This is a genomic window from Roseobacter sp. OBYS 0001, from assembly GCF_019654895.1.
In the GTDB taxonomy this organism is placed as follows: Bacteria; Pseudomonadota; Alphaproteobacteria; order Rhodobacterales; family Rhodobacteraceae; genus Roseobacter; species Roseobacter litoralis.
In genome coordinates this window covers 48,173-70,839 of sequence record NZ_BPES01000016.1, presented here as the reverse complement: position 1 = coordinate 70,839, position 22,667 = coordinate 48,173, and the positions used below count along the sequence as shown (strand labels likewise).

24 protein-coding genes are annotated in these 22,667 nt (G+C 57.6%); 13 read left to right on the top strand and 11 right to left on the bottom strand.

What is annotated here, in order from left to right:
- Positions 1-76: 76 nt before the first annotated feature.
- The 4 genes from pufL (at position 77) to dxs (ending at position 5,203) form a co-directional block, all read left to right on the top strand.
- A complete protein-coding gene (gene pufL, locus K5Q35_RS20465) occupies positions 77-928 on the top strand; it encodes a photosynthetic reaction center subunit L (RefSeq protein ID WP_013984576.1) in 852 nt (283 codons plus the stop codon).
- A 1-nt stretch (position 929) separates the two neighbouring features.
- Positions 930-1,925: a photosynthetic reaction center subunit M gene (gene pufM, locus K5Q35_RS20460; RefSeq protein ID WP_013984577.1), complete on the top strand. Its 996-nt coding sequence runs from the start codon at positions 930-932 to the stop codon at positions 1,923-1,925.
- Positions 1,926-1,927: 2 nt separating this feature from the next.
- The gene (gene pufC, locus K5Q35_RS20455; RefSeq protein ID WP_013984578.1) at positions 1,928-3,043 is read left to right on the top strand and encodes a photosynthetic reaction center cytochrome PufC; all 1,116 of its coding nucleotides are present in this window, start codon (positions 1,928-1,930) and stop codon (positions 3,041-3,043) included.
- Between the two features lie 222 nt (positions 3,044-3,265).
- Entirely contained in the window at positions 3,266-5,203 is a 1,938-nt protein-coding gene (gene dxs, locus K5Q35_RS20450; RefSeq protein WP_220801171.1) for a 1-deoxy-D-xylulose-5-phosphate synthase, read from the top strand.
- Here dxs and K5Q35_RS20445 read toward each other — a convergent pair.
- The 4 genes from K5Q35_RS20445 to K5Q35_RS20430 are packed head-to-tail and all read right to left on the bottom strand — an operon-like array spanning position 5,200 to position 7,815.
- Positions 5,200-6,204, bottom strand: a complete 1,005-nt coding sequence (locus tag K5Q35_RS20445; protein WP_220801170.1) for a P1 family peptidase — start codon at positions 6,202-6,204, stop codon at positions 5,200-5,202. The two genes, dxs and K5Q35_RS20445, sit on opposite strands and share 4 nt — an antisense overlap.
- Before the next feature lies 1 nt (position 6,205).
- On the bottom strand, positions 6,206-6,556 hold the full coding sequence (locus K5Q35_RS20440) for a cupin domain-containing protein (protein WP_013984581.1): 351 nt from the start codon (positions 6,554-6,556) through the stop codon (positions 6,206-6,208).
- Entirely contained in the window at positions 6,553-7,299 is a 747-nt protein-coding gene (locus K5Q35_RS20435; RefSeq protein WP_220801169.1) for an SDR family oxidoreductase, read from the bottom strand. The genes K5Q35_RS20440 and K5Q35_RS20435 overlap by 4 nt, the downstream gene beginning before the upstream one ends.
- A gap of 15 nt (positions 7,300-7,314) precedes the next feature.
- The gene (locus tag K5Q35_RS20430) at positions 7,315-7,815 is read right to left on the bottom strand and encodes an N-acetyltransferase (protein WP_220801168.1); all 501 of its coding nucleotides are present in this window, start codon (positions 7,813-7,815) and stop codon (positions 7,315-7,317) included.
- A 281-nt stretch (positions 7,816-8,096) separates the two neighbouring features.
- Between K5Q35_RS20430 and K5Q35_RS20425 the strand changes: the two genes are divergently transcribed.
- Positions 8,097-9,227, top strand: coding sequence for an acetoin utilization protein AcuC (locus K5Q35_RS20425; RefSeq protein WP_220801167.1), 1,131 nt, complete (start codon positions 8,097-8,099; stop codon positions 9,225-9,227).
- Between the two features lie 97 nt (positions 9,228-9,324).
- On the opposite strand, the gene K5Q35_RS20420 is transcribed toward K5Q35_RS20425, so the two are convergent.
- Both K5Q35_RS20420 and K5Q35_RS20415 read right to left on the bottom strand, forming a co-directional pair.
- Positions 9,325-9,534 (bottom strand): hypothetical protein, encoded by a 210-nt coding sequence (locus K5Q35_RS20420; RefSeq protein ID WP_044025789.1) that lies wholly within the window; start codon positions 9,532-9,534, stop codon positions 9,325-9,327.
- A gap of 205 nt (positions 9,535-9,739) precedes the next feature.
- A complete protein-coding gene (locus K5Q35_RS20415; RefSeq protein WP_220801166.1) occupies positions 9,740-10,501 on the bottom strand; it encodes a YfaZ family outer membrane protein in 762 nt (253 codons plus the stop codon).
- Between the two features lie 280 nt (positions 10,502-10,781).
- Between K5Q35_RS20415 and panB the strand changes: the two genes are divergently transcribed.
- Positions 10,782-11,621, top strand: coding sequence for a 3-methyl-2-oxobutanoate hydroxymethyltransferase (gene panB, locus K5Q35_RS20410; protein WP_220801165.1), 840 nt, complete (start codon positions 10,782-10,784; stop codon positions 11,619-11,621).
- Complete coding sequence (gene panC / locus K5Q35_RS20405; RefSeq protein WP_220801164.1) at positions 11,618-12,472, top strand: pantoate--beta-alanine ligase; 855 nt, start codon at positions 11,618-11,620, stop codon at positions 12,470-12,472. The genes panB and panC overlap by 4 nt, the downstream gene beginning before the upstream one ends.
- 67 nt (positions 12,473-12,539) lie before the next feature.
- Here panC and K5Q35_RS20400 read toward each other — a convergent pair whose 3' ends face one another.
- Both K5Q35_RS20400 and K5Q35_RS20395 read right to left on the bottom strand, forming a co-directional pair.
- Entirely contained in the window at positions 12,540-13,820 is a 1,281-nt protein-coding gene (locus K5Q35_RS20400; RefSeq protein WP_220801163.1) for an acetylornithine deacetylase/succinyl-diaminopimelate desuccinylase family protein, read from the bottom strand.
- Between the two features lie 37 nt (positions 13,821-13,857).
- The gene (locus tag K5Q35_RS20395) at positions 13,858-15,117 is read right to left on the bottom strand and encodes an aminotransferase class V-fold PLP-dependent enzyme (protein ID WP_220801162.1); all 1,260 of its coding nucleotides are present in this window, start codon (positions 15,115-15,117) and stop codon (positions 13,858-13,860) included.
- A 334-nt stretch (positions 15,118-15,451) separates the two neighbouring features.
- On the opposite strand from K5Q35_RS20395, the gene K5Q35_RS20390 reads away from it, so the two are divergent.
- The gene (locus K5Q35_RS20390) at positions 15,452-16,360 is read left to right on the top strand and encodes a YihY/virulence factor BrkB family protein (protein WP_220801161.1); all 909 of its coding nucleotides are present in this window, start codon (positions 15,452-15,454) and stop codon (positions 16,358-16,360) included.
- Positions 16,361-16,370: 10 nt separating this feature from the next.
- Here the strand turns inward: K5Q35_RS20390 and K5Q35_RS20385 are convergent, their stop codons facing one another.
- Positions 16,371-17,180: a response regulator gene (locus K5Q35_RS20385; protein ID WP_220801160.1), complete on the bottom strand. Its 810-nt coding sequence runs from the start codon at positions 17,178-17,180 to the stop codon at positions 16,371-16,373.
- 106 nt (positions 17,181-17,286) lie between these two features.
- On the opposite strand from K5Q35_RS20385, the gene K5Q35_RS20380 reads away from it, so the two are divergent.
- The 4 genes from K5Q35_RS20380 to K5Q35_RS22770 are packed head-to-tail and all read left to right on the top strand — an operon-like array spanning position 17,287 to position 19,905.
- Positions 17,287-17,445, top strand: a complete 159-nt coding sequence (locus K5Q35_RS20380; protein WP_245538194.1) for a NepR family anti-sigma factor — start codon at positions 17,287-17,289, stop codon at positions 17,443-17,445.
- Positions 17,442-17,999 carry an RNA polymerase sigma factor gene (locus K5Q35_RS20375; RefSeq protein ID WP_220801159.1) on the top strand — a complete coding sequence of 186 codons (558 nt, stop codon included), beginning with the start codon at positions 17,442-17,444 and terminating at the stop codon, positions 17,997-17,999. The genes K5Q35_RS20380 and K5Q35_RS20375 overlap by 4 nt, the downstream gene beginning before the upstream one ends.
- A gap of 1 nt (position 18,000) precedes the next feature.
- Positions 18,001-19,725 carry a sensor histidine kinase gene (locus K5Q35_RS20370; RefSeq protein WP_220801158.1) on the top strand — a complete coding sequence of 575 codons (1,725 nt, stop codon included), beginning with the start codon at positions 18,001-18,003 and terminating at the stop codon, positions 19,723-19,725.
- Positions 19,726-19,779: 54 nt separating this feature from the next.
- Complete coding sequence (locus K5Q35_RS22770; RefSeq protein ID WP_259650614.1) at positions 19,780-19,905, top strand: hypothetical protein; 126 nt, start codon at positions 19,780-19,782, stop codon at positions 19,903-19,905.
- Between the two features lie 6 nt (positions 19,906-19,911).
- Here the strand turns inward: K5Q35_RS22770 and K5Q35_RS20365 are convergent, their stop codons facing one another.
- Entirely contained in the window at positions 19,912-21,537 is a 1,626-nt protein-coding gene (locus K5Q35_RS20365; protein WP_013984595.1) for an FMN-binding glutamate synthase family protein, read from the bottom strand.
- A gap of 165 nt (positions 21,538-21,702) precedes the next feature.
- On the opposite strand from K5Q35_RS20365, the gene K5Q35_RS20360 reads away from it, so the two are divergent.
- On the top strand, positions 21,703-21,894 hold the full coding sequence (locus tag K5Q35_RS20360) for a hypothetical protein (RefSeq protein ID WP_220801157.1): 192 nt from the start codon (positions 21,703-21,705) through the stop codon (positions 21,892-21,894).
- Here the strand turns inward: K5Q35_RS20360 and K5Q35_RS20355 are convergent.
- Positions 21,891-22,643 (bottom strand): MBL fold metallo-hydrolase, encoded by a 753-nt coding sequence (locus tag K5Q35_RS20355; RefSeq protein ID WP_220801156.1) that lies wholly within the window; start codon positions 22,641-22,643, stop codon positions 21,891-21,893. The two genes, K5Q35_RS20360 and K5Q35_RS20355, sit on opposite strands and share 4 nt — an antisense overlap.
- Between the last annotated feature and the right edge of the window lie 24 nt (positions 22,644-22,667).

Genomic DNA, 22,667 nt, shown 5'->3' with positions numbered 1-22,667 from the left:
GGTCTCTTGCGCATCTCGCGCAGCCCTTTGTCGCACCGGTTCGAAACAGGCGTGCCGCACACGCGGAGAATAGAAGATGGCGTTGCTCAGCTTCGAAAGAAAATATCGCGTCCGCGGAGGGACGCTGGTCGGAGGCGATCTGTTCGACTTCTGGGTGGGGCCTTTTTACGTTGGCTTCTTTGGAGTGACGACCGCCTTTTTTGCATTACTCGGGACAATCCTGATTTTCTGGGGCGCTTCCCAGCAAGGGACGTTCAACCCCTGGCTTATCAATATCGCCCCCCCCGACCTGAGTTACGGTCTGGGTCTGGCACCGCTGCTTGAGGGTGGGTTGTGGCAGATCATCACGATCTGTGCGACAGGCGCGTTCATCAGCTGGGCGCTGCGCGAGGTTGAGATTTGCCGCAAGCTCGGCATGGGCTATCACGTGCCCTTCGGTTTTGCCGCAGCGATCATCGCTTATATGACGCTCGTGATCTTCCGCCCGTTGTTGATGGGTGCCTGGGGACATGGTTTCCCCTATGGGATCTTCAGCCACCTCGATTGGGTGAGCAACACAGGCTACGCCTATCTGCACTTCCATTATAACCCGGCGCATATGCTGGCCGTGACGCTGTTCTTTACCACGACACTGGCCCTTGCGCTGCATGGCGGCCTGATCCTGTCAGCCTGTAACCCCGAAAAGGGCGAAGAGGCCAAGACGCCCGATCATGAAGACACGTTCTTTCGCGACTTCATCGGTTATTCGGTCGGCACACTCGGCATTCACCGCGTCGGTTACCTGCTGGCCATCAATGCCGGTCTTTGGTCGGCCGTTTGTATCATCATCTCTGGTCCCGTCTGGACGGCTGGTTGGCCCGAATGGTGGAACTGGTGGCTGGATATGCCGATCTGGGGTGAACCCATCGCTATCGTAGGGGGGATGTGAAATGATGTATCCTGACTATCAAAACATCTTCACGCAGGTTCAGGTCCGTGGCAAACCCGAAATGGGCATGGACGACGCTGGCAATAACATGCACGAAGAACGGGTTGGAAAGCCATTCTTCAACTCGCTTGCCGGTCTTATCGGCAACGGGCAGATCGGGCCTTATTACTGGGGCTGGACCTCGATGGTCGCTTTCGGCACCGGTTTGGCATGGTTCGTTATCGTGGGCTTCAACATGCTGGCGCAGGTCGGCTGGTCGATCCCGCAATTCATCCGGCAGCTGTTCTGGCTGGCACTTGAGCCGCCCTCGCCTGAATATGGGCTGACCATGCCACCGCTGAACGATGGCGGCTGGTACATCATCGCCAGTTTCTTTTTGCTGGTGTCAGTCATGACGTGGCTGCTGCGCGCATATCTCCTCGCCGAGCAGCACAAGATGGGGAAACATATCTTCTGGGGCTTTGCGGCTGCAGTCTGGTTGTTCCTCGTGCTGGGCCTGTTCCGTCCGATCCTGATGGGGTCCTGGTCTGAGGCGGTGCCTTACGGTATCTTCCCGCACCTTGACTGGACGACAGCGTTTTCGATCCGCTACGGCAACCTTTACTACAACCCGTTCCACTGTCTTTCGATCGTGTTCCTTTATGGCTCTGTCCTGCTGTTCTGTATGCATGGCGGCACCATTCTGGCGGTGACCCGTTACGGCGGCGACCGCGAGCTGGAGCAGATCTATGACCGTGGTACAGCCACCGAACGTGCGGCATTGTTCTGGCGCTGGACCATGGGCTTTAACGCCACCATGGAAGGCATCCACCGTTGGGCATGGTGGTTCGCGGTTCTGACCCCGATCACCGGCGGCATCGGAATCCTGCTCACCGGCACAGTCGTGGACAACTGGTTCATCTGGGCACAAGAGCACCATTTCGCGCCAATGTATGACGGTTCATACGGCTACGAAGACTACGGCTCCTACGAAGCCTTTATCGGTAAGGAGAACTGATCATGTTTCCCAAGTGGTTTGACAAATGGAACGCGGATAACCCGACCAATATCTTTGGTCCGGCCATTCTGGTCGGTGTCCTTGGGGTCGCTGTCTTTGGTGCCGCTGCGATCGTGAGCATCGGCAATCCTGCGCAGACGGCCAGCATGCAAACTGGCCCACGCGGTACGGGCATGTCGGTACCGGAATTCAATGTGGCCCGGTTTACGCCGGACCCCACGATTGAAGGCTACTACACCGAAGAACCCTATATCCCCGAAGGTGGCGAAGATCTGGCCAAGGACATTTACGAAAATGTTCAGGTGCTGGGTGATCTGACAGAGGATAACTTCAACCGTGTCATGACAGCCATGACGCAGTGGGTGTCTCCAGAGGAGGGCTGTGTCTACTGCCATGGTGAAGGTGATCTGGAAACCTATGGTGCGGATGACCTTTATACCAAGGTCGTGGCGCGGCGCATGATCCAGATGACCCAGAACATCAATGAAAACTGGGATGGTCACGTGAATGCCAACGGCGAGGTCGGTGTAAACTGCTACACCTGCCACCGCGGGGAAAACGTGCCCTCAGAGATCTGGTTCAACATAACGCCCGTGACCGAAGCGACCGCCGGTTGGGCGTCGGTTCAAAACCGCGCCACCTCACTGAGCCAGTCCACATCATTGCCGTCAAACGCGTTGGAAATCTATCTGACGGAATACGAAGCGGTGAATGTGCACGATCTGGAAAGCCGTGTGGCCGGTGTGCCCAACGACATCGAAGTCGCGTCGATCCAGAAGACCGAGATGACGTTCTCGCTGATGAACTATTTTTCCAACAGCCTTGGGGTGAACTGCGTGTTCTGTCACAACAGCCGCGCGTTCTATGACCCTGAACAGCATACGCCCCAATGGGCGACGGCACTGCTGGGACGTCAGATGGTGATCGAGATGAACCAGGAATACCTGATCCCGCTCGAAACCGAATACCCTGAAGATCGCCTTGGACCGGTCTATGCAGATGCGCCCAAAGCGGCCTGCAAGACCTGCCACAAAGGCTATCAACAACCCATGCAAGGCATGAATGCCATTGCAGACTGGCCCGAACTCGCGACCACCGAAGCGCCAGTTTACGAATAAGAGGTTGGGCGACCGCGTGGTTGCCCCCTTTTAGCCTCGCACGGACCATTGGCTTCCTTGGTCCGGGCACGGGGTCTCAACACCCCGGTTCCCTTCCTGTTGGCTACAGGAACCTGGGGTCGTAGCGGGCTTATTCTCGATGCGACCCCTTCCTTCTTCCGCGGTGCGGTATACGGGCTTTGGCAAGAGCCTCCTGCGCCGAACACTCAGGAGACGTGCGCTATGACCGATACAAAAACCCCAACATTAGACCGTGTCGCGGGACCTGCCGATTTACGCAGCATGAGCGATCTCGAACTGCGCACTGTGGCTGATGAGCTGCGCGCCGAAGTTGTCGAGGCGGTCAGTCAGACCGGTGGGCATCTTGGTTCAAGCCTCGGGGTTGTGGAACTCAGCGTTGCGATTCACGCGGTGTTCGACACACCGCGCGACAAACTGGTGTGGGATGTGGGGCATCAGTGCTACCCGCATAAAATCCTGACAGGTCGGCGCAAGCAGATGCCCACCCTGCGGCAGGGCGGGGGCATCAGCGGCTTCACCAAACGGTCGGAATCTGAGTATGACCCATTCGGGGCGGCGCATTCCAGCACATCAATTTCCGCCGCACTGGGGTTTACCGTCAGCCGCGATATGGGTCAGCCGACAGGGGATGCGGTCGCGGTCATCGGTGACGGATCGATCAGCGCGGGCATGGCCTATGAGGCGCTGAACAATGCAGGCCACGAAGGTCGACGCATGTTCGTGATCCTGAATGACAACGAAATGAGCATCGCGCCGCCTGTTGGCGCGATGTCGTCCTATCTATCCAGCCTGTCCGAGCTGTCGCGCGTGGGCCCCTTTGGTGGCCTTGTCGCCATCGCGGAAGGCATGGAGCAGCTGGCACCAAAACCCGTGCGTGATGGCGCCCGGCGCGCCCGTGAGCTGGTCACCGGGCTTGAGAGCCGCGGTACGTTTTTCGAAGAGCTGGGCTTTGATTACATCGGGCCGATTGATGGCCATGATATGGAGCAGTTGCTGAGTGTCCTGCGCGGGGCCAAGGCACGTGCGACCGGACCGGTTCTGATCCACTGCTGCACCGTCAAGGGCAAGGGCTATGCGCCCGCCGAAGGGTCGGCAGACAAATATCACGGCGTTAGTAAATTCAATGTGGGCACCGGCGTTCAGGCCAAGGCCAAAGCAAACGCGCCCTCTTACACGGCGGTGTTCGGGGATGCGCTCACATCACTTGCCGAAGAAGACCCTTCCGTCGTGGCGGTCACGGCAGCGATGCCCTCGGGCACCGGGGTCGACCGGATGGCCAAACGGTTCCCGAACCGGGTGTTCGACGTCGGTATTGCCGAACAGCATGGCGTGACATTTGCCGCTGCGATGGCGGCAACGGGGCTGAAACCGTTTTGCGCGATTTACTCGACCTTCTTGCAGCGTGGCTACGATCAGATCGTGCATGATGTGGCACTGCAGGGTCTGCCGGTGCGCTTTGCCATAGACCGGGCGGGTCTTGTGGGCGCTGATGGGGCAACCCATGCGGGGTCTTTCGACATCGGGTATCTTGGTGCCTTGCCGGGGATGGTGGTGATGGCCGCCGCAGATGAAGCAGAGCTTGTGCATATGGTCGCCACGGCGGGCGCACATAACGATGGCCCGATTGCCTTTCGCTATCCGCGCGGCAATGGGACCGGCGTGCCGCTGCCCGAAACGGGCCGTGTTCTTGAAATCGGTAAGGGGCGCATGATCCGCGAAGGGGATGGCGAAATTGCGATCCTGTCGCTGGGCACTCTGCTGTCGGATTGCGAGGCGGCGGCCCGCATGCTTGAGGCCGAAGGGATCAATGTCACCATCGCGGATGCCCGTTTTGCCAAGCCGCTGGATATGGAGTTGATCGCGAACCTTGTTCAAAACCACAAGGCGCTCATCACTGTCGAACAGGGTGCCATGGGTGGCTTTGGTGCAATGGTGTTGCAATCCATGGCCGCCGAAGGACTGCTGGATCTGGGCTGCAAAGTGCGCACCATGTGTCTGCCGGACCGCTTCATTGATCAGGCGTCGCCAACGGAGATGTATCGCGAAGCGGGCCTTGATACGCTTGGCATTGTTGAACAGGTCACCCGTGTCTTGGGCCGGGACCTCAAGGTTGTGAACCTCAACGCAAACCGCACTTAAGGCGCAGACAGATCCTGCCAGCTTGGTAGCAGATCACCCGGCTTTGGCGTCGCGGCGTACACAGCGCGGGCAATCGCGCGGGCCAGACAAAGCGCTGCGCCATGGCCGATCAGGCTCAGATCCGGCAATGGATTTTTCAAGGGCTTTGCACCCATAGCCGCCGCGAAAACCAGATCACCATCCATGGGCGTATGGCTGGGCACAACTGCGCGCGCCATCCCATCATGCGCGGCAATCGCCATGCGCTGACATTGCGCTTTATCAAGGGCCGCATCGGTCGCGACAATCGCGATTGTGGTATTCGCACCCTCGCCGGTGCCATGCATCGTTTTGGTCTGGAATGGTAGGCCGTGCCCCTTGGTGGGGTCTGGGCCCAGCCCTGCGAACTCGTCACCCATTTCATAAGGCGCAGCAAAGAAATGGCGACTGCCGGGTGTCGTAACAGCACCAAATGGGTTCGCCGCGACCAGTGCCCCGACTGTTATGCCATTGTCAAACACGAGGGATGCGGAGCCAAGACCCCCTTTCAGGGTGGCCGTTGTCGCGCCGGTCCCGGCACCGGTCGTTCCGATCTCAAACAGGGCGCTTGCGGTTTCTAGCGCACGGCGGCCCAAAGCGGAGTAGGGGTTAGTGTCCCAGTCTTTCGCACCGCCATTCGTCAGATCAAAAAGGATCGCACCCGGAACGATCGGCACGATGGCGGACCCCACCACAAAGCCGCGCCCCATCGCGCGCAAGCCCTCAACAACGCCGCTGCACGCCTCAAGCCCAAAAGCGGAGCCTCCGGAAAGGACCAGCGCATCGACCGATGCGACAGATTTATCCGGGGCCAGCAGGTCGGTTTCGCGGGTGCCGGGCGCGCCTCCCATCACATGAACAGATGCGGTAAACGGCGCGTCAGCCGTCAGGACGGTCGTTCCTGATTTCAACCTGTCGTCCTGCGCATTGCCGACCTTGAGGCCAGCAACATCCGTAATCAGGTTGCGGGGGCCGGGCCGCATGTCAGATGTGCGGCTTGGCGGCAGCGGTGGCAGGATCGCCGGTATTTGGCTCGCCCTTGGGTTCGATCAGCAGCACGTGACACTCTGCTTCGGCACGGGGGCGATGCATCACGCCTTTGGGCACAACGAAAAGCTCGCCCGCTTTGACCACATGGGAAGCGCCCTCAAGGTCCATGGTCATCTCACCCTGCAACACCAGAAAGAAATCATCCGTGTCTTCATGCAGATGAAAAGGAAATTCACCCTGAAACCGAACGACCATGACATCATTGTCGTTGTACTGCGTGACCACATGCGGGTCCCAATGAGAGGTGAACTGTCCCAGTTTCTCGGCCAGATTGATCGGCTTCATATGCAGCGACCTCCGTCGACTTCCATTGCAACACCAGTGATCATGGACGCCTCGTCCGAGCACAGATAACAGGCCGCATTGCCCATATCCTCCGGTGATGAAAAACGCCCCAAGGGGATCGTGGACAGAAATTTGGCGCGCATCTCTGGCGTGTCTTCGCCCAGAAATGTTTTTAGCAATGGCGTTTCCCCGGCAACCGGGTTCAGCGCATTGACGCGTATGCCGTTGGGCGCAAGTTCGACCGCCATGGTTTTGGTCGCGGTGATCATCCAGCCTTTAGAGGCATTGTACCAGTTCAGGTTTGGTCGGGGCGACACGCCAGCGGTGGAGGCCACATTCAGGATAACCCCATGACCGCGCGCTTTCATATGTGGCACGAAGGCTTTCGCGGTCAGATAGACAGCCTTTACGTTGACGGCCAAAACCCTGTCGAAATCGCTTTCGCTCACGTCTTCCATCGGGGCGGGCAAATGGGTGACGCCCGCATTGTTGATCAGGATATCAACATCACCCCAGACCGCGCGCGCAGCCTCGGCCATGGTATCGACCGAAGCGCCATCAGACACATCGACCTGTTGCGCCACTGCGTTCTCGCCCAGTTCAACGGCCATTTCGGCGGCGGCGTCGCCATTGATATCGGCGATCATGACGCGGCAGCCCTCTGCGATGAATTTACGTGCTATACCCGCGCCAAAACCCGAAGCGCCCCCGGTAATAATGGCGGTTTTTCCAGACAGTCGCATGAAATACTCCTCCAGTTACAACTGGTATTTCAGCACGATCCTGTCATGTCCATCGCTTTGTGGTGTCGCGGGGGCATCCCGGTGATGGGTAAACCCTTCGCGATGCCAGAACTTGAGCGCGCGGGGATTTGCCGCCAAAACCGCGAGTTTGAGCAAAGCGATACGCCGTTCAAGTGCTCTTTTATTGATATCTGACAAGACTTTACGCCCAACACCTTGGCCGCGAAACGCCGGATCAAGCAGCAACAGCCCGATCCACCAGTCATCGGGGAATTCATATCCCTCGGCGATGCAGATTATGCCCACCATCGCAGGACCTTCCATGATCCCGAAATGCATGAGGCAGTCCGGTTCCAGGTCTGGTGGCACGGCGGTAAAAAAATCAAGGATATACGCGTCATCAGGGGCATGCCCTACCTCAAGCGTGGCGTAGTCCGCAGCCCGCATGGCAAGGTCCAGCGCATCCTCGCTGTGCTGTGCCTGATTGATAGGTTTCAGGATGATTTCATCCCGCATGGGTCCCGCCTTTCGTGGCTGCCATTTCAGATTGGCGTGACGCAGCATCGATGCTTGTTTTCGCTTATTAACGTTTCAGAATGGTAAACACCCTTTCACCCCGCTCTGGGCTGTGTCGTTTTGATATAAAGGCCAAATGCGAAATCGTGGTCTAATATAGTGTCATGATCGCATCAAAGGGCGGCTGTTTCAGCATGTTTGACAGGATACTGCCAAGGCTTTCCGTGTTGCGTATTGTTTCCCGGGCTTGCAGAGCCCGTGCTGCGTGTTAGCTCAGACGGATGACTGCGCCGCGCCTGATAGGAGCCGAGATCTTTCGACACTCGAGCTATGGACGCTGGCATCCTTTGCGGGTGCCGCGTGTGTCGACGGTTATGGATTTGTCGCGTGCGATGGGCTGGCTGCCGCCCGAACAATTCATCACCGCGCCAAGGGCCAAGCCCAAAGCGCTGCTGGCATGGCACACGGCGGAATATATTGCCGCCTTGCAGCGGGTAGAGAAGACGCAGGAACCGACACCGCAGGATACGCAGCGCCATGACATCGGCACGGTCACCAATCCCGTTTACCCCGAAATTTTTCGACGGCCCGCGACGGCGGCCGGGGGCTCCCTGCTGGCGGGCGAATTGCTGCGCGACGGGGGCATCATCTATAACCCGCCCGGGGGGACGCATCACGGGATGCCGGATCGGGCGAACGGGTTTTGCTATCTCAACGATCCGGTGCTTGCCATGCTGAGCCTCAGGCGCAATGGCGTGCAGCGCATTGCCTATGTGGATATTGACGCGCACCATTGTGACGGCGTCGCGGCTGGTTTTCATGGCGATCCACAGTGTCTGATGATTTCGGTGCACGAAGAACGGCTTTGGCCCAGAACCGGGTTGTTGGAGGACACAGCAGGGGGGGCTGGCCTGAACATGCCGGTGCCGCGTGGCCTGAACGACACGGAAATGGCCTATATCCGCGACAGGTTGATCATTCCGCAGGTTGAGGCGTTCAGGCCCGATGCGGTGGTGCTGCTGTGTGGCGCGGATGGCGTGGAAGAAGACCCGCTTGCGCATCTGAGCCTGAGCAACAATGCGCATTGGGCCATAACCAAAGCCTTGATAGGGATCGCGCCGCGCATGCTTGTGCTGGGAGGCGGTGGATATAACCCGTGGTCGGTCGGGCGGCTTTGGACCGGGGTTTGGGCGACGCTCAACGGGCATGACATTCCGGATCACCTGCCGAACGAGGCGGAAGCCGTGCTGCGCGCTTTGCGTTTTGACGGGAACCGTCGCGGTAAAAACCCGCCACAGCACTGGTTCACGACATTACGGGATGAACCCCGTCCCGGGCCGCTCAGGTCTGAAATAACGGATCGGGTTGTGGAGCTGTCACGCCGCGCCGCGTCTCTGCGCCTGAATGTCTGATGATGGGACCGGCGGATGCTATTCGCGGGCCGACTTCGCACAATCGACAGGTCGGATCAGCGGACTACAGCAGCCATACGCACCTGTTCGGATTGGGTCAAACCGGCATGTTGTCGAACATGTCGTCCAAGGCTTCGTCTTTCAGCGTGTTGTTGATCCGGCGCAAACGGCCGCTCACGGGGGCACCACGCATTGCAAGGGTGCTCAGCACGCGGTCGATCTGGGGCTGTAACATCATACGTTCAGCGTGAGTTGCCTTTTCAGCCCGATCTGCAAGTTTAGAAGCCTGGATTTCAAGATCAGTCATCGGTCTCTCCCATTGCACACTATCAAATCCGTCTCAGTGCCTGGATTGATCGCAAAGCGACTCACTAAGACCTTAGTCGTAAGTATACCATAGAGGACAACGGTATTCACGCTATAGTTGAGGAAATAACAGGCACGTTTGCCAAAATGGTCAGATTTTGACCAATCAATCGATGCGTTATGTTTAGTTTAGCGGTGGGCTCGCGTCAGAAGTCGAAGCTGACGGCAATAAAGGGGCCTTCCATTGTCGCATCGATCAAAACCTGATCGTCGTCAAAATCCAATGACAGATACCGATATCCGGCAGAAAAGCTGGTGCGCTCTGTCCACGGCCAGTTCACTTGTGCGATCGCCTCAACCTGACGGTCAGATCCGAAGTTGCTGCCGCCGATATTGGCCAGCCCGTGGAAACTGAAGCTTTGTCCCAATGGTGTTTCCACGCGTACACCAATCATCGGATCAACGAATGTGCTCGTTTTTGAGGCTTTTAGATTGGACACTTCGGTCGATGTCTCCAGATCCCAAGCCCTGATGCCACCGATGGCTTCAATGCGTGTGTCGGCCTCGTCGTAAAAGGCATAGCCCGCAGCCAAGGATACCATTGTACCTTTCATGCGCCATTCGGCACGGGGGTCTGTCGGCGCAATGCCAAAATCGTCAGAAAGGTTTAGGTAATTGAATTCGCCCAGAAACGACCAGCGCCCTCTGCGCGCCTGACCCTGCAACAACAGCGCCCCATCCAGAACGTCGAGCATGGATACATCGCCGCTGACCGGCGGATTGGGCCCGACATCAAGGTTCAGATCAAGCGCGGGTGCCCAGATGTAAGGGGTGATCGTGTAGTCCCAGTCATCGGATAGTCCGGGGGTTGCGAGCACGATCGCGAAAGGTATGCCGAGTATCGTGGCGCGAAAGAGATCTTTCGTGCGACGGCGGTTGTTCTTGAACGAATTTGGCCACTCCATCATTGGAATCAGGCCCTCTCACTTGTGTTCTTTGAAAAACGATAAACGAACCGGATGCAAAATAAAGACTTTAACTTAGCAAATTGAAAACACTTTGTCATCTTGGCGCGTTGCCGAGGCCTGCACGGCACGCCCTTCAGTCGCAGTGAGACTGGTGTTTTCCGTCGCATCAGGCCATATGCCAGCGCAAATATGCCTCACCCGGCGATCTGTCGGCTGTTGAACGTGGATTTATGTCAAAACCCTTGGTATTGGAACGGAACATGCAATCGGAGATGCGCGGATGAGTGCGACCGCCAGACAGACAGCCCCCATGCCTGTGGACATAAAGTCCCGCAAAGGCGGCGAACCTATCGTGAGTTTGACGGCTTACACCACCCCGATGGCGCAGATGATGGATGCGCATTGCGACATCGTTCTGGTCGGGGACAGCGTGGGAATGGTGTTGCATGGGCTGCCTTCGACGTTGGAAGTGACGATGGAGATGATGATCCTCCACGGTCGCGCCGTGTCCCGTGGGTTGAGCCGCGCGATGATGGTGATCGACATGCCTTTCGGCAGCTATGAACAAAGCCCTGAGCAAGCCTTTGAAAATGCGGCGCAGCTGATGCGGGAAACCGGGGCCGGCGCGGTCAAGCTGGAAGGCGGGCAGCACATGGCGCAGACCATTGAATTTCTGGTGCAACGTGGCATTCCTGTCATGGCGCATATCGGGCTGACCCCGCAGTCCATCAACACATTGGGGGGCTACAAGGTGCAGGGACGCGGCCCGCAGGCCGAGGTGTTGATGCAGGATGCCAAGGCCGTCGCAGCGGCGGGTGCTTTTTCGGTTGTGTTGGAAAAGACACCGCAGGGCTTGTCAGATGAGATCACGGCAAGCATCGACATTCCAACAATCGGGATTGGGGCATCAGCGGGATGCGACGGGCAGATTCTGGTAGTGGATGACATGCTGGGTCTTTTCACCGCCTTCAAGGCGAAATTCGTCAAACGTTATGCTGACCTTGGCGATCTGGGCGAGGCAGCGATTGCCGCCTATGCCGCCGACGTGCGGGCACGCAGGTTCCCGGGACCCGAACATGTCTTTGCGGACGCAGCGCCCAAGGTTAAAGCGGCACAATGACGGTCCCCATATTGCGAACTTTGAGCGCGTTGCGCAGTGCGACGCGAGAGTGGCATGCAGCAGGCGAGACGATTGGCGTCGTGCCGACGATGGGCGCCTTGCATGACGGACACCTCAGCCTTGTGGCCGCGGCCAAGGCAAGCTGCGATCGGGTGATCGTGACTATCTTTGTGAACCCCAAACAGTTCAACAAGGCCTCTGATCTTGCGAGCTACCCGCGCACCGAAGAAGATGATGCCCGCAAGCTCGTCCGATTTGATGTGGATGCGGTCTATGCCCCGGATGTCAGTCAGATTTACCCGGAGGGGTTTTGCACGAACGTCTCTGTGGCGGGCATGACGGATGTGCTGTGCGGGGCGCACCGGCCCGGCCATTTTGATGGTGTTGCGACCGTCGTGACCAAGCTCTTTACCCAGACGTCAGCAGACAAGGCGTTCTTTGGCGAAAAGGATTTTCAGCAGTTGATGGTTGTGCAGCGGATGGCGCGTGACCTGGATATACCGATTGAAGTTGTTGGCTGCCCGACCATCCGCGAAGAAGATGGCCTGGCGATGTCCTCGCGCAATCTGCTGTTGTCGGACCGCGCGCGCACCATGGCGCCCCGGATGAATGAGATCATGCAGGAGGCTGCCACTGCCTTGTCACAGGGTGTGCCCTTTGATGCGTTGCAGGCCACGGCGCTCAGCCGGTTGACCTGCGCGGGGTTCATCGACGTGGATTATTTCGAACTGCGGTCCTGTGCGACGCTATCGCTTCTTGATCACGCATCCGAACCTGCGCGCCTGTTTGCTGCGGCATGGCTCGCAGGGGTGCGGCTGATCGACAATATCGACGTGCCGGTGGCGCGCTAAAGCGTCATGCGAAAAACCTGAATCGCGTCACGCGATACTTGATGTTTCGGGTATTTCGTCAGATGCGCTAACCCTTGCCCGTAAGCAAACTGACCAGCGATTGCGCCATCACCTGCGCACTGTCGATCATGTCATCGACGCCGACATATTCATCCGGCTTATGCGCAAGCTCAAGAATCCCCGGCCCATAGGCGATGCAGTTTTTCAGCTTGCCGATCCGGTCGATGTGTTTCTGATCATAGGTGCCGGGGGAGGCCACGTAGTCCGGGGCCTTGCCGATCACCTCTTCAATCGCCTGTGCCACGACGCGAACAATCGGCGCTTCCCGGTCGGTCATCGAGGGCAGCACAGAATTGATTTCCGTCAGCGTATACTCAAAATCCGGGCGCGTCTGTTTCAGGGTTTCAAGCAGGCCGGTGACTTCGGCACGGACCTGATCCAGCGGCTCTTCCAACAGGAAACGGCGGTCAATCACGATACGGCAACTGTCCGGTACGCAATGCGCGGGCAGCCCGTCAAAATCGGCATCCTGTTCGGCCTGTCCGCCATGGATCGAATTGATGTTCATCGTGGATTGCCGCGCGCCATCGGGCACAACGGGCATATCGGTCCGACGTAGGGCCATGGCGGGGAACAGCTTGTCTTCGAATTCAGATAGCACCGCACCCATATGGCGGACGGCACAATCGCCCAGGAAAGGCATGGAGCCATGCGCAATTTCGCCATGGGTTTCGATCTCTGCCCACCAGCCGCCCCGGTGCCCAAGGCAGATGCGGTCCTTGTTCAAAGGTTCCGGGATGATCACATGCTGCACGCGCTGCGGGTCGAAATACCCCCGCTCTGCAAGATAGGCGACACCGCCATATCCACCTGATTCCTCATCCGCCGTGCCTGAAATTTCGATGGCCCCGGCGTAATCGGGGTAGGTGTCGATGAAGGCTTCGACCGCGATGATCGACGCAGCAAGCCCCCCCTTCATATCACAAGCGCCACGGCCATATATCCGACCATCCTGCAGCGTGCCGGCAAAGGGGTCATGGGTCCAACCCTGCCCAACCTCGACCACATCGATATGGCTGTTGAAATGCACGCACTCACCCTGCGTGGCCCCTTCGTGCCGGGCTATAACGTTCCACCTTGGGTATTTGTCACTGTCGCCGGGTGTTCCCCTGGCGCGGATCATCTCAATGGCAAAGCCGCGCGCCTCAAGACGGGACGCGATAAACTGGCAGATCGTGTGATACTCACGGCCCGGCGGGTTCAGCGTCGGAATGCGGATCAGCGCCTGCGTGAGGGCGATCAGCTCGTCTCGTCTGTCTTTTATCGTCGCGGCGAGGTCAGTGTGCATGACCTTAGTCTTGGCCGTGGCTGTTGAAATGGCAAGCCTACTTGGCCCCGGCGGCGATATCTTTCATGGCCGCCAGAAAGGCCGAGACCTCGGTGAGGGTGTTGTAATGGCACAGCGACACGCGCACCGCTGACGTCAACCCAAGGGGGGACAGGATGTTGCCCGAATAGTGATCTGCCTTGCGAATATGCGTGCGGATGCCCTGCGCATTCAGCTTTTCGACGATCTCAACCGCCGGGACGTGATCCAGCGCAAAGCAGACAAGCCCCTCGCGCTTTGGGTTTTCCGCCCCGCCAAGGATCGTCACCCCCGGCAGTTCCGCAAGGCCGGGCAGATTGCCTGTGCCCTGCAGCATCGCGTGGGTCAAAACCTGTTCATGGGCATGGATCGCACCGCCTGCCGCCTTGATCCGCTGCTGCCTGTCGTCGCTGTCGGTATGCTGCGTGCCAAGCCATTCGAAATACTGCACCACATCGGAAAACGTCGCATAGGCCCCGGTGTCCCGCGTGCCCATTTCCCAAGAGGCGCGCGGCCCGTCGATCAGTTGCTCAAGCGGCAGGGCGGTCATGCGATCTGACACCCATGCCACGCCATAGCCATGCCGGGAAAACACCTTGTAGGGTGAGACGACATAGCCATCTATGTCATACCCGGCGATATCAATCCGCCCATGGCTGGCGTGCTGAATACCGTCAACGATGATAAAGGCATCCGGGGCCACCGCGCGGATGGCTGAACTGATGCCTGCCACATCATTTGCAATCCCGGTCACGGGAGAGGTGTGCAGGATGGTCGCGACCCTGACATCAGGGGTCATCAGCGCCGCATATGCCGCTGGTATGACCGCCCCCGTCGCATCGTCATGCGGGACCGAGATATAGGGTTTGCCCGCCTGTTCCGCCCAATGCCTTGCAGCAGAGCGCGAGGCAGGATGCTCAACCGTGGACCCGATGATGGACCCCGCACCGCTGCCCATCGCCGCCGTGCGGATCAGGCGAAAGGTCAGTTCGGTGCCGCTTTCCCCGACAAAGAACTGTCCCCCTTGTGCGTTGAAAAACAGCGCCATATCGGATTTAGCACGGTCGATGATCTTGACCAAAGCATGCGCTGCCGGATTGTCACGCCCTTGATTGTCGGGAATGGCCGCGAATTTCGCCGAAGTCTCAACAGCTGAATTGAGGGTCAGCGCGCCGCCTGCGTTCTCGAAAAAGACGCGCGGGCCCTGAAAGGGGCAGGCATCTACATGAGAAAAGCGGCTGCGAACTTCTTGCATAAGACCGGTGGTGAATTCAGGCATTATACTGTCCTTGTGGAAATTATTTCTGACTGCTTGAGCGGCAAACAGGCCTGCGTCAAGTCGCGTTTACCCAAGCAAAGTGGATTTAACGGAGGGTCTTGTGTGCACGAGGATCACACACCTTAAATTTAACAGGGATGTGGGATGCAACTGCTTAGACACAAGAGACGCAATCCATGGTAGAAATCAGGGCATTTTCCCTTTAGGTTCGCAGGGTAGGGTCGCGCCCTTTATTGCGAGATCGCCCGCAGTACATTTCTGAATTTGCTCAGTTTTATGTGTGCTGGTGCTGCGCCGTTTTTGATTTGTGGCTGCGCTGAGAGGATAAAGAAAAATGATATCACGGATTTCAGTTGGCCTGCTTGGCAAAGCGCTCTTTGCTGCAGTCGGACAAGTCGGACGCAGCAATCTGGCGCTGATCGCGGCTGGGGTTGCGTTTTATTCCATGCTGTCCATTTTCCCGGCGCTTGCGGCCTTGATTGCCGTGCTGAGCCTGATTGCCGACCCCGAAGTGGTCATCGTGCAACTGTCAGAGTTGCAGGAGCTTATGCCAGATGATGTCTATGACATTCTGAATGCGCAGATCGTCGGGCTTGTCAGCACAAGTTCGGACACGCTGGGATGGACGGGTATTGTATCGGTACTCGTCGCGCTGTGGTCCGCGCGCGCAGGCGTGGGTGCGATGATGCACGGGTTGAATGTGGTCTATGCCACCGACAGCCGGGGCACATGGCGTCATTACCTGCGCGCTGTCTTATTGACCATCAGTCTGGTTGCCGTCGGGATCGTCGCGCTATTGGCGCTGGTCATTGCGCCGGTCATTCTGGCGTTTCTTGCCTTGGGTGGGTTCACATCCGTGATCATTGACCTTTTGCGTTGGGGCCTCGGGATTGCGGTGATCTTTGCGGGTATCGGCATGCTCTATCGGTTCGGACCGAACCGGCGGCCTGAAAACACCAGATTTCTGACACCGGGGTCGGTTTTCGCGGCAGTATCCTGGGCGGCGCTTTCCATTGCGTTTTCGTATTACGTCACGCATTTCGGAAACTACAACGAGGTCTATGGATCAATCGGGGCGGTAATTGCGATGCTTGTCTGGCTCTGGATCAGCAGCTTTCTGGTGCTCTTCGGCGCCGCGCTGAACGCCGAGATCGAGGCGCGCACGGAGCCAACCCTGGACGAACCCGTCGCCGAGGATCCTGTCGAAAATCCAGATGCCGCAGAACTTGCACCCACAAGCTGAGCGCACAGGCTCAGGTGGTGAGTGTTTCCGTCGATGAGAAGAACATCGCCTGACTGACGGAGGACACGACCTGATCCTCTGCATAAGGTTTGGAAATCAGGAAGGCGGGTTCGTGTTTTTCACCGGTCAGCAACCGCTCCGGGAAAGCCGTGATAAAGATGACCGGACGCTCGCCCAAGGCTTCAATCAGGTCGTTTACCGCATCAATACCCGACGAATTATCCGCAAGCTGTATGTCAGCCAGAATAAGGTCCGGTGCATCGGCCTTGCCCAATGCGACAGCTTCCGCGCGTGTCGAGGCAATGCCGGTTACACGGTGGCCCATTTCGGACACGATGCTTTCCAGATCCATGGCAATGATCGCTTCATCCTCGATGATCATCACCGAGCCAGAGGCCGCATCTGCCATTTCACGCCGCGCGATGGAGACCAGCGCCTCGGCCTCCGTTTGTTCAATTCCGATGATATTTGCAATCTGGTCAAACCCAAACCCCTCAAGCGTGTGCAGCAAGAGCGCTTCGCGGCTGTTATCGGTCAGCTTGGCCATGTGTTTTTGCGCCCGCGCCTTCAAGCCACTTTCGGCATCATCAACAGGCGCGCCGGCACTGGACCAGATGCGATACAACACCCGGAACAGCCCGGTTTTGACGTCACTGCCATCAAGGACCGATCGGTCGGTCAGGATCGTCTCCAGAGCAGCCGCTGCAAACCGGTCACCGCTGGACTGACTTCCGGTCATCGCACGGGCAAAACGGCGCAAATAAGGCAGATAATTCGCCAACTGGCTGCTGATATCTGTGGTATCTGAAGGATTTGACATAAACCGTGTCCTTTTTTTCGGCGCAACGTGAACCATATAGAGAGTCGTGGTGTTTAGATACTGCCGGCAGCAATAGTTGCAACCGCTTTAGGGAATTTTGATCAGTATGGCTCAGTCAGGTGCGCAGCGGAAACGGGATTCGATCATCGACCAGTCCCTCAAGCAGGCCTATGAGCAGGTCATCGACGAAGGGGTCCCCGACCGTTTTCGTGTCTTGCTGGATGCGCTCAAGGAACAGGAGCAGCAACAGGGTCGTTCCAAATGAACGATGCCGATCCACGCTCTGCGCTGTTGGATCATTTGCCCGCCATGCGTGGTTTCGCCACCAGCCTGACCCGCGATCCCGTAGCCGAAGATGACGTGGTACAGGACGCCGTGATCAAGGCGTGGACACATTTTCATCAGTTTCAACCCGGGACCAATCTGCGTGCCTGGCTTTTCACGATCCTGCGCAATACGTTTTACTCGTCTCAGCGTACGTCCGGGCGCGAGGTCGCAGATGTGGATGGCGTACACAGCAGCGCGCTGGCCGAAAAACCTGCGCATGATGGGCGGTTGCAAATGACGGATTTCCGCACTGCCTTCGCGCAATTGCCTGATGAGCAACGCGAGGCGCTTTTGCTTGTGGGCGCATCCGGGTTTTCCTATGAAGAGGCAGCCAAGATGTGCGGCGTTGCCGTGGGTACCGTCAAAAGCCGCACAGGTCGCGGACGTCAGCGTCTCGCAGAATTGATGCAACTCAGCGATGAGGACGCGCTTGAAATGACCGATGACGCGACGCTTTCTGTCTTGACGGCGGCCAAAGCCGCAACGTTTTAAAATGACGGGCGGATTTCTGGACGGTGATGTTTTTCGCGGCCTCGCGTTCAGAATTCTTGTGTTTCTGACGCTGGCCCTTTTGCCGTTCGGATTAATTGCCGTTTTCCAAACGCGCGAGATTGCACGACAAGCCAATTCAAATTCAGAGTTATCCCTTTTGGCGCTCACGGATCAGGCTGCCAGTGCAGAACGTTCGATCTTTCAGGAAGCCTTTGGGGCGGCGGAAGCGCTGAGCGCGCTGACGCAATTATACGCAAGCGATGCACGGGCATGTTCGTCTTTTCTAAGTGCTTATCGCCGCGCCGTTGGGCTCTATTCCTTCATCAGCTATCTGCCCCCTGACGGGATCGTGCGCTGTTCATCGGCGGGTGGGTCCTATGATTTCAGTGACGCGCCCGGCTTTGCAAAGGAGCTGGAAAACCCCAGACGCCAGATCACTGCCAACCCAAGCGGCGAGATCAGTGCAGAACCTGTGCTGGTTCTGTCGCAACCGTTTTTCACCCGCGCAGGGTTTGCCGGGTTCATTACAATGTCGGTGCCGCTGTCGGTTTTCAGTGCCGGCATGGCGACCCCGCTGGATGGGATGCCGGCGCATCTGGTGACATTCAATGCAGACGGGAAAATTGTGCGGTCCGATCGCACGGATGACGTGACCAAAGTGGACTTGCCTGCGGATAAATCCCTGCAGGCATTGGTCGGGCAGGAGTCCGTTGTGTTTCAGTCTACCAACACCATCGGCGAGGCGCGCATCTATGCGGTCGTGCCCGTGGTCCCGGATGTCGCCTATGCGATGAGCATTTGGCGGCCCGATGAAATGGAGGAAAGCCTGCAACAATCCATCGGGCTTAGTCTGGCATTGCCGGTGATCATGTGGTTGGCCAGTCTGGTGGTGGCATTCTGGTCGTTGAACCGTCTGGCTGTGCGCCACATCAAAAAGCTGGGTCGGCAGATGCGCCACTTTGCTTTTAACCGCCGCGTGCCGCGTACCACCCTGGGGCAGGGCGTACCGCGCGAACTTGCGGAAATACAAAATTCATTCGTGCGGATGGCAGATTCCATTGTGCGTGATGAGGCCGCGCTGGAAGACACGCTGCGCGACAAGAACATCCTGCTGAAAGAGGTCCACCACCGGGTGAAAAACAATCTTCAGCTGATCTCGTCCATCATGAACATGCAGATCCGGCGCGCAGAATCCGACGATGCGCGTCAGGTGCTGAAACGCTTGCAGGAACGTATTCTCAGCCTCGCAACGGTGCACAAGAACCTCTATCAGACGGAAAACCTCGATCGCGTCGATGCAGGTAAATTACTCGAGGAAATCATCGGTGAATTACTGGCGATGGGGCTATCTGCAAGTGCTGGTGTGCGTGTGACGCAGCACTATGCGTCGATTCAAATGGATGCTGATGATGCAGCACCTTTGACCTTGATGGTGTCAGAGGCGTTGACGAATGCGCTCAAGTACCTTGGTGAGCCAGAAAGTGGCGGGCCTGCGCGGCTCGACATCACCTTTGAGATGAGCGCGGAGAACACCGCGTGTTTCCGGATCGCAAATTCCACCGCCGGCGCGCAAGGCAGTGCGGGCACCGGTCTGGGCACGCAGCTGATCAGTGCCTTTACCCGGCAACTCAACGGTACGGTAGAGGTAGGGTATCAGCAGCAAGAACATTGGCTTGAGGTCAGGTTCCCTTTGAGAGAGCGTGTAAAAGGCACTTACGATTTCTGAACCAATTCCGGCTAGCGTGATCAGGTGAGCATCAATCCAGCGGAGTTAGGAAACATGACGATCGAGATTTTTGCAATAGGATCCAGCGGTTTGGCACTGGTTGTCGTCATGCTGATGGTTGCGACAAGAGGTGATGTTGCCATCCCCAGCGATGTCAAGAAACACCGCGCCGGGAAATAGGCTGAATTAAAAACCCGGTGCCGCGAAACTTGCAGCATCGGCACGATGCCACCGCGTGCGGTAATCTTCCAGAACCGGGGAGCCTTCTTGATTGTTCTGTAAGAAGCCTTCGGGCAGATAGGCAAAGATATCGCTGGCTTCGGCCATTTTCTTGTCGCCAAGTCTCAGCATCATATGCTGTGGCATGAAACAACCGGGGTGCTCCAATCCGGCGGCGCCTGTCATTTCTCCCAATGCCTTGAGCGTGTTGCGATGATACCGGGCCACGCGTTCTGATTTTGACCCCACATCGAGAGCGCGGGCGCGCAAAGGGTCCTGTGTGGCGACGCCCACGGGGCAGTGGTTTGTATGACACGCCTGTGCCTGAATGCAGCCGATGGCAAACATGAACCCACGGGCCGAATTGCACCAATCCGCCCCAAGCGCGAGTGCCCGCGCCACATCAAAAGCGGAAACGATTTTACCCGCCGCCCCTATCTTGATCTGATCCCGCAGACCCGCCCCGCGCAATGTGTTGTGCACGAACGCGAGGCCCTCAACCATTGGCATTCCGACATGGTTGGAAAACTCTACAGGTGCCGCACCCGTACCACCCTCGGTGCCATCCACGACGATAAAGTCCGGCACGATCCCGGTCTGCAACATAGCTTTGACCATACACATGAACTCGCGCCGATGGCCGATACAGAGTTTGAAACCGACGGGCTTACCGTTCGACAAGGATCGCAGTTGCCCGATAAATTCCATCATTTCAAGCGGGGTTGAAAACGAAGAGTGTGCGGCAGGGGACACACAATCAATCCCCATCGGGATGCCACGCGCCTCGGCGATCTCTTCGGTGATCTTGGAGGCTGGCAACATGCCGCCATGCCCCGGTTTCGCGCCTTGGCTTAATTTGACCTCGATCATCTTGATCTGATCGAGGCTGGCCGTTTCGCGGAACTTATCGGGATTGAACGTGCCATCTTCATGCCGACACCCGAAGTATCCCGACGCCACCTGAAAAATCAGATCACCGCCACCGATCTTGTGATATTTGCTGACCGACCCTTCACCTGTATCATGCGCAAAACCGCCCATCTTTGCGCCCGTGTTCAGCGCTTCGATGGCATTGCCGGAAAGCGAGCCAAAGCTCATCGCCGAAATATTATAGATGGATGCGCAATAAGGTTGCTGGCACTTTGGCCCGCCGATGGTGACACGAAAATCCGTGTCTGCAATGTGGATCGGGTTGACCGAATGTGTCACCCAGGCATAGCCCGCGTCGTAAACCCGCATGCGGGTACCGAAGGGACGTTTGTCTTCCTGACCCTTTGCGCGCTGATAGACCAATGAACGTGCATCCCGCGAAAACGGTTCCTCATCCTGATCGGATTCGATCAGATACTGGCGGATTTCAGGCCGAATGCCTTCGAACAGAAACCGCATATGCCCCAGAACCGGATAGTTGCGCAAAATCGAGTGGTGCGGTTGGCGCAAATCATGAACGCCCAGCAAAGTCATGGCCGCAAAAACGAGAAACGGAACGATCAACCAGGCGCTCCAGATCATCGCCGCGAGCGCGCATGCAACGGCCAGCGCCGCCACAACAGCCATTGTCGTGAAGCGCAGCATCGGTTCAAGAAAGTGCATCCAGTTTCTCCGTTTTCGGGCATCGTTGTTTGGTCGCGGATCGTATAGCTGTTTTTGATCGTGTTCTATTGCGCGCAGTGAAGCAAGCCGTTGTGTGCCCGAATAAATTCAGCGGCACTACACAACGCTTCAACAATTGCTGATCTGGCGTATGGAGCCGTACAAATGGAAAAACTCAGGCAGGAAAGAGGCCGGGAGGTGAAAAAGATTGCCGTTGTCACCGGTGCTGCGGGTAGTTTGGGGTACGTGATGCAACCTGCTGAAATCGCCGCTTGGGTGCACGTTCTGGTATCACCGGCGGGCGATACCTCAGGCGGGAATGCCATCATCCTCAACCTGGGACGAAACGTGCGCTAATCGTACCATTCGGGCGCTTTTCGCAGTTTTGGCCATTGTTCAGGGCAGTGACCGAATATCACCATCGCCTTGTCGTTGTGTGCCTGTGTCATCAACCGGTTTGCATGGTGGCGGGCCAGGTCAGCATCCCATGCACCGGTAAAGTCGCTTTCCAACTCTGACGGCCTGCTGATCGCATCCGAGGTTAAAACTACTGGGCCGGTCTGGGGCAGCTCCAAGGCAAAAGCCAACTGTCCCGGTGCATGACCCGGCACCAAAAGCGCATCAAATCCCGGGCCCAACCGGGTGTCGGATTCCAGTTCGATATACTCAGCCTCGGGCCATTCCATCGTTTGTTTCCCGGACCAATACACCGGACGGGGCAGGGCGCGTTCAGCGGCGGCAATGACAATAGGCACGCCGGGGAAGCCCCCCATAAAACCTACATGGTCGATATGTGTATGACTTTGGATCATCAGATCAATATCGCCGCGCGCCAACCCAAGCAGGGCGAGCTGCGCCAGGGCGAGGTTCGACTTACCCAGCGACAGAACCTGACCAAAACCGCCAAGCGCGTCTTCGTCAGTCGCCGCCGCGCTATTCGCGCCGTATTTGGCAGGAAACCCGGTATCAATCAGAACATTTTCACCGGCCGTTGTCTGGATGAGATAGCCGCAAATGCCAATGATGCGGCCATCTTCATGCACCTGAAACAACCCGTAATCAAGGATCGCCAACCACGCGGGCCGGCCACGAAGGAGGGGTTGCATATATAAACCAAGGCCTTTTTGGTT

Coding starts and splice junctions, on each gene's coding strand:
- pufL (WP_013984576.1), top strand. CDS start 77: ATGGCGTTGCTCAGCTTCGAAAGAAAATATCGCGTCCGCGGAGGGACG.
- pufM (WP_013984577.1), top strand. CDS start 930: ATGATGTATCCTGACTATCAAAACATCTTCACGCAGGTTCAGGTCCGT.
- pufC (WP_013984578.1), top strand. CDS start 1,928: ATGTTTCCCAAGTGGTTTGACAAATGGAACGCGGATAACCCGACCAAT.
- dxs (WP_220801171.1), top strand. CDS start 3,266: ATGACCGATACAAAAACCCCAACATTAGACCGTGTCGCGGGACCTGCC.
- K5Q35_RS20445 (WP_220801170.1), bottom strand. CDS start 6,204: ATGCGGCCCGGCCCCCGCAACCTGATTACGGATGTTGCTGGCCTCAAG.
- K5Q35_RS20440 (WP_013984581.1), bottom strand. CDS start 6,556: ATGAAGCCGATCAATCTGGCCGAGAAACTGGGACAGTTCACCTCTCAT.
- K5Q35_RS20435 (WP_220801169.1), bottom strand. CDS start 7,299: ATGCGACTGTCTGGAAAAACCGCCATTATTACCGGGGGCGCTTCGGGT.
- K5Q35_RS20430 (WP_220801168.1), bottom strand. CDS start 7,815: ATGCGGGATGAAATCATCCTGAAACCTATCAATCAGGCACAGCACAGC.
- K5Q35_RS20425 (WP_220801167.1), top strand. CDS start 8,097: ATGACTGCGCCGCGCCTGATAGGAGCCGAGATCTTTCGACACTCGAGC.
- K5Q35_RS20420 (WP_044025789.1), bottom strand. CDS start 9,534: ATGACTGATCTTGAAATCCAGGCTTCTAAACTTGCAGATCGGGCTGAA.
- K5Q35_RS20415 (WP_220801166.1), bottom strand. CDS start 10,501: ATGATGGAGTGGCCAAATTCGTTCAAGAACAACCGCCGTCGCACGAAA.
- panB (WP_220801165.1), top strand. CDS start 10,782: ATGAGTGCGACCGCCAGACAGACAGCCCCCATGCCTGTGGACATAAAG.
- panC (WP_220801164.1), top strand. CDS start 11,618: ATGACGGTCCCCATATTGCGAACTTTGAGCGCGTTGCGCAGTGCGACG.
- K5Q35_RS20400 (WP_220801163.1), bottom strand. CDS start 13,820: ATGCACACTGACCTCGCCGCGACGATAAAAGACAGACGAGACGAGCTG.
- K5Q35_RS20395 (WP_220801162.1), bottom strand. CDS start 15,117: ATGCCTGAATTCACCACCGGTCTTATGCAAGAAGTTCGCAGCCGCTTT.
- K5Q35_RS20390 (WP_220801161.1), top strand. CDS start 15,452: ATGATATCACGGATTTCAGTTGGCCTGCTTGGCAAAGCGCTCTTTGCT.
- K5Q35_RS20385 (WP_220801160.1), bottom strand. CDS start 17,180: ATGTCAAATCCTTCAGATACCACAGATATCAGCAGCCAGTTGGCGAAT.
- K5Q35_RS20380 (WP_245538194.1), top strand. CDS start 17,287: ATGGCTCAGTCAGGTGCGCAGCGGAAACGGGATTCGATCATCGACCAG.
- K5Q35_RS20375 (WP_220801159.1), top strand. CDS start 17,442: ATGAACGATGCCGATCCACGCTCTGCGCTGTTGGATCATTTGCCCGCC.
- K5Q35_RS20370 (WP_220801158.1), top strand. CDS start 18,001: ATGACGGGCGGATTTCTGGACGGTGATGTTTTTCGCGGCCTCGCGTTC.
- K5Q35_RS22770 (WP_259650614.1), top strand. CDS start 19,780: ATGACGATCGAGATTTTTGCAATAGGATCCAGCGGTTTGGCACTGGTT.
- K5Q35_RS20365 (WP_013984595.1), bottom strand. CDS start 21,537: ATGCACTTTCTTGAACCGATGCTGCGCTTCACGACAATGGCTGTTGTG.
- K5Q35_RS20360 (WP_220801157.1), top strand. CDS start 21,703: ATGGAAAAACTCAGGCAGGAAAGAGGCCGGGAGGTGAAAAAGATTGCC.
- K5Q35_RS20355 (WP_220801156.1), bottom strand. CDS start 22,643: ATGCAACCCCTCCTTCGTGGCCGGCCCGCGTGGTTGGCGATCCTTGAT.